General features: G+C 63.0%; 4 protein-coding genes. All 4 read right to left on the reverse strand.

What is annotated here, in order from left to right:
- Window positions 1-163 precede the first annotated feature (163 nt).
- The 4 genes from trpB to trpD all read right to left on the reverse strand — a co-directional run bounded on the left by trpB (window position 164) and on the right by trpD (window position 4010).
- Window positions 164-1354 carry a tryptophan synthase subunit beta gene (trpB, locus tag VL197_04055; protein HUJ17145.1) on the reverse strand — a complete coding sequence of 397 codons (1191 nt, stop codon included), beginning with the start codon at window positions 1352-1354 and terminating at the stop codon, window positions 164-166.
- A complete protein-coding gene (locus VL197_04060) occupies window positions 1351-1971 on the reverse strand; it encodes a phosphoribosylanthranilate isomerase (protein ID HUJ17146.1) in 621 nt (206 codons plus the stop codon). The genes trpB and VL197_04060 overlap by 4 nt, the downstream gene beginning before the upstream one ends.
- Window positions 1972-2082: 111 nt before the next feature.
- Window positions 2083-2862 (reverse strand): indole-3-glycerol phosphate synthase TrpC, encoded by a 780-nt coding sequence (gene trpC, locus VL197_04065; protein HUJ17147.1) that lies wholly within the window; start codon window positions 2860-2862, stop codon window positions 2083-2085.
- Between the two features lie 134 nt (window positions 2863-2996).
- Window positions 2997-4010, reverse strand: a complete 1014-nt coding sequence (gene trpD, locus VL197_04070; GenBank protein ID HUJ17148.1) for an anthranilate phosphoribosyltransferase — start codon at window positions 4008-4010, stop codon at window positions 2997-2999.
- Window positions 4011-4033: the final 23 nt, after the last annotated feature.

Genomic DNA, 4033 nt, shown 5'->3' on the forward strand with positions numbered 1-4033 from the left:
CATCTCCAGGATCAGGCTCTTCGTCGTGGCAAGGTCGGGGTCCCCTGCCATGACATAAGGGATAAGCACGGTTTCGTTCTTTTTCTTCAGACGGCTGAAGGTATTTCTTATTCTGGACATTTTCCGCTCGGGTGCATATCGCTTTTGAATTTTACCTTTGCCATTACAATTCCACGCCCTTTATCTTTGCCACCTGCATCACGTCCTTGTCGCCGCGGCCGGACAGGTTCACGATGACCACCCGGTCCCTGCCGAGCGTCGGGGCCAGCTTCAGGGCGTAGGCAACCGCATGGGAGCTCTCGAGCGCGGGGATGATGCCCTCCAGCCGGGCAAGCAGGTCAAAGGCCTCCATGGCCTCGTCGTCGATGGCATAGGTGTACTCGATGCGTCCCGTTTCGTGGTAGTAGGCGTGCTCCGGACCGACCGCCGCATAGTCGAGCCCCGCCGAAACGGAGTGGGTCATCTCGATCTGGCCCTCGTCGTCCTGGAGCACGAACGTCTTGGTCCCCTGCAGCACGCCGAGCGACCCGCCGGCGAACCGGGCCGCGTGCTTTCCGCGCTCGATGCCGAGGCCGCCCGCCTCGATGCCGTACATCCTGATCGACGGGTCGCCCAGGAACTCATGGAACAGGCCCATGGCGTTCGATCCCCCGCCCACGCAGGCGATCAGCGCGTCCGGCATCCTGCCTTCGAGCTTCTGGATCTGCTTCTTCGCCTCTCGGCCGATCACGGACTGGAAGTCGCGCACCATCATCGGGAAGGGATGGGGCCCGAATACCGTGCCGAGGACGTAATGCGTGTCCCCCACGTTCGTGATCCAGTCGCGCATGGCCTCGTTGATGGCGTCCTTGAGCGTCTTGCTGCCGATGTCAACGGGCCGCACCACGGTGCCGAGCAGCTTCATCCGGAACACGTTCAGCGACTGGCGGGCCACGTCGTCGGTGCCCATGTACACCTCGCAGTCGAGGCCGAACATGGCAGCGGCCGTGGCCGTGGCAACGCCGTGCTGGCCCGCCCCGGTCTCGGCGACCACCCGCTTCTTGCCCATGCGTTTTGCGAGCAGCACCTGCGCCAGCGAATTGTTGATCTTGTGCGCCCCGGTATGGCAGAGGTCCTCGCGCTTGAGGTAGATCTTCGCGCCGCCCAGGTGCTCGGTCAGCCGCTTGGCAAAATAGAGCGGCGTGGGCCGGCCGATGAACTCCCGGAAATAGTAGTCCAGCTCGGCCTGGAACTCCCGGTCCTTCTTCGCCGCGAGGTATGCCGCCTCGAGCTCGGCCAGCGCCGGCATGAGCGTCTCGGGCGCGAACTTGCCTCCGTAGATCCCGAAGTGCCCCTTCTTGTCGGGAAGCATCATGCCCTGGCCGCCTTCCGGACTTCTGAGATGAATTTCTTGACCTGCCGGTGGTCCTTGATCCCCTTGTCCTGCTCCACGCCTCCCGCCACGTCCACGGCATAGGGCTGGACGAGCTTTACTGCCTCGGCCACGTTGTCCGGGGTCAGGCCTCCCGCCAGGATGACCCTGCCGAAGGTCTTGGCCACCACGGCGAGGTGCCAGTCAAAGGTCGTCCCCGTGCCGCCCCGCAGGCCGTCCCGGTAGCTGTCGAGCAGCAGTGCGCTCACGTGGTAATGCACGATCTGTTTCAGGCTTTCCTTGTCTTTCACCTGGAATGCCTTGATCGCGCGCGCCGCGAAGCGTCCGCAGAATTCCGGCCGTTCGTCCCCGTGGAACTGGAGGACCTTGATGCCCGTCGTGAACAGGACGTCGCGGATCCTGTCTTCCCGCTCGTTGACGAACACGGCGACGGGGACCACGAAGGGCGGGAGCTGGCCGATGATCTCCGCGGCCTTTGCCGGCTCAATATACCGGGGGCTCTTCTTGTAGAAGTTGAACCCCAGCGCGTCCACTCCTGCTTCGGCAGCCGCGAGCGCATCTTCGAAATTGGTGATACCGCAGATCTTGATCTTGATCATGATTATCCTCTGGAGTTCACAGGCCAAAATCCAAACGTCCTATCAAACCGGGCGATCATCAGGCGATGTGCACTTTCCTGGAAACGATAAGCCGCGCCATCCGGCCCTCTTCTAATCCCTTCCCAGCAGTTCCTTTACTTTCTTCGAGATGTCCTTTTCCCGCATCAGGCTCTCGCCCACGAGGATCGCGTCCACGCCTGCCTGCCGGAGCGCCACAACGTCCTCGCGCGTTTTGATCCCGCTTTCGCTCACCGCCGTCCGGTCCTCGGGGATGTCCCTCAGGAGATCGAGCGTCGTCTGCAAGCTCACCGTGAAGGTCATGAGGTCGCGGTTGTTGATGCCGACCAGCGAGGCGCCCGCCAGCAGCGACTTGTCCAGTTCCCGGTAGGTGTGGGATTCGACCAGGGCGTCGAGCCCGATCTCGTTCGCGCTGCCGATGAAATCCTCGAGCTGACGACGTTCGAGACAGGCCGCAATCAGCAGGACCGCGTCCGCGCCCGCCGCGCGGGCCTCGTGGATCTGATACTCGTCGATGATGAAGTCCTTGCGCAGGAGCGGGAGCGCCACGGACTTCCTGATCCTGCCGAGGTACTCCAGATCGCCGTGAAAGAATCTTTTCTCGGTCAGGACCGAGAGGCAGGTTGCGCCGGACTCTTCGTAAACGCGGGCGATCCCCGCCGGATCGAAATCCTCGCGTATGACTCCCTTTGACGGCGAAGCCTTCTTGACCTCGGCGATGAGCAGAATATCGGCCCCTGCTGCAAGGGCCTTGCCGAATCCGCGCACCGGTCCGGCATCGGCCGCCCTGGCCCTGATGTCGGCAAGGGGGAATTGGCGCTTCGCCTCCGCAAGTTCCTCCCGCTTGTGCGCGATGATGTCGTCGAGGATCATGATGGATCATGAACCACGGGTAAACGCAGGTGGACCCAGGCAGAAAAGGTGAGCCTTGACCCGTTCTTGGTCATTTCTCTCCCCATTTCTTTGTTACCTGCGTTCCTCAGCGTTCACCTGTGGTTAAAAAATTTTTACGGCTTATTCGTGAACTGCTTCAGCTGCTCGAGCTTCCCCAGAGCCGCTCCGGAGTCGACCGCATCGGCGGCAAGCCTGACCCCCGGCTTCAGGTCGGCCGCCCTGTCTGAAGCAACAAGCGCCGCAGCGGCGTTCATCAGGACGATGTCCCGGCAGGGTCCCTTTTTCCCGGAAAGGACCTCCCGCGTGAGCGCGGCATTGTCCTTCGCGTCGCCGCCCTTGAGGTCGTCGGGTTTGCCGACCGGGAGCCCGAGGTCCGAGGGATGCAGGAAATAGTCCCGCACGTTCCCCTCCCGGTATTCGGAGACCTTCGTCCTGTCCGTGATCGTGATCTCGTCGAGCCCGTCCATGCCGTGCACCACGAACGCATGCCGCGCGCCGAGGTTGCCGAGGGCCCGCGCCAGGAGACCGGTCAGGTCCGCGGCATAGACCCCCATGATCTGGGAGGTCACCTTCGCGGGATTGGTGAGCGGGCCGAGCACGTTGAAGATCGTGCGGATGCCGATCTCCCGCCGCGGGCCGATGGCGTACTTCATCGCCTGATGCATCATCGGCGCGAACAGAAACCCGATCCCGACCTCCCTGATGCACTCCTCGCACCGGTGGGAAGGGATCTCGATGTTCACCCCGAGCGCCTGCAGGACGTCCGCGCTGCCGCTCTTGCTCGAGACCGACCGGTTGCCGTGCTTCGCCACGGTCACGCCGGCCGCCGCCACTACGAAGGCGGCCGTCGTCGAAATATTGAAGGTATGGGCCATGTCGCCGCCCGTTCCGCAGGTGTCCACCTGGTACTTCGCGTCGACCCTGATCGGCACTGCCTTCTCCCGCATGACCCGGGCGGAGCCGGTGATCTCCTCCACGGTCTCGCCTTTCATGCGGAGAGCGGTGATGTACGAGGCGATCTGGGCGTCCGTGGCCTCGCCTTGCATGATCTCGCGCATCACCGCCTCGGCCTCGGCTTCGGCAAGGTTCGTTCCGGCTATGACCTTCGCGATGGCTTCTTTGATCATAAAACCTCTGACAGGGAACCACC

Source organism: Nitrospirota bacterium (genome assembly GCA_035516965.1).
Classification (GTDB): domain Bacteria; phylum Nitrospirota; class UBA9217; order UBA9217; family UBA9217; genus MHEA01.

Excerpts from the sequence above, each read along its gene's own strand:
- trpB (HUJ17145.1), bottom strand. The coding sequence starts at position 1,354 with ATGATGCTTCCCGACAAGAAGGGGCACTTCGGGATCTACGGAGGCAAG.
- VL197_04060 (HUJ17146.1), bottom strand. The coding sequence starts at position 1,971 with ATGATCAAGATCAAGATCTGCGGTATCACCAATTTCGAAGATGCGCTC.
- trpC (HUJ17147.1), bottom strand. The coding sequence starts at position 2,862 with ATGATCCTCGACGACATCATCGCGCACAAGCGGGAGGAACTTGCGGAG.
- trpD (HUJ17148.1), bottom strand. The coding sequence starts at position 4,010 with ATGATCAAAGAAGCCATCGCGAAGGTCATAGCCGGAACGAACCTTGCC.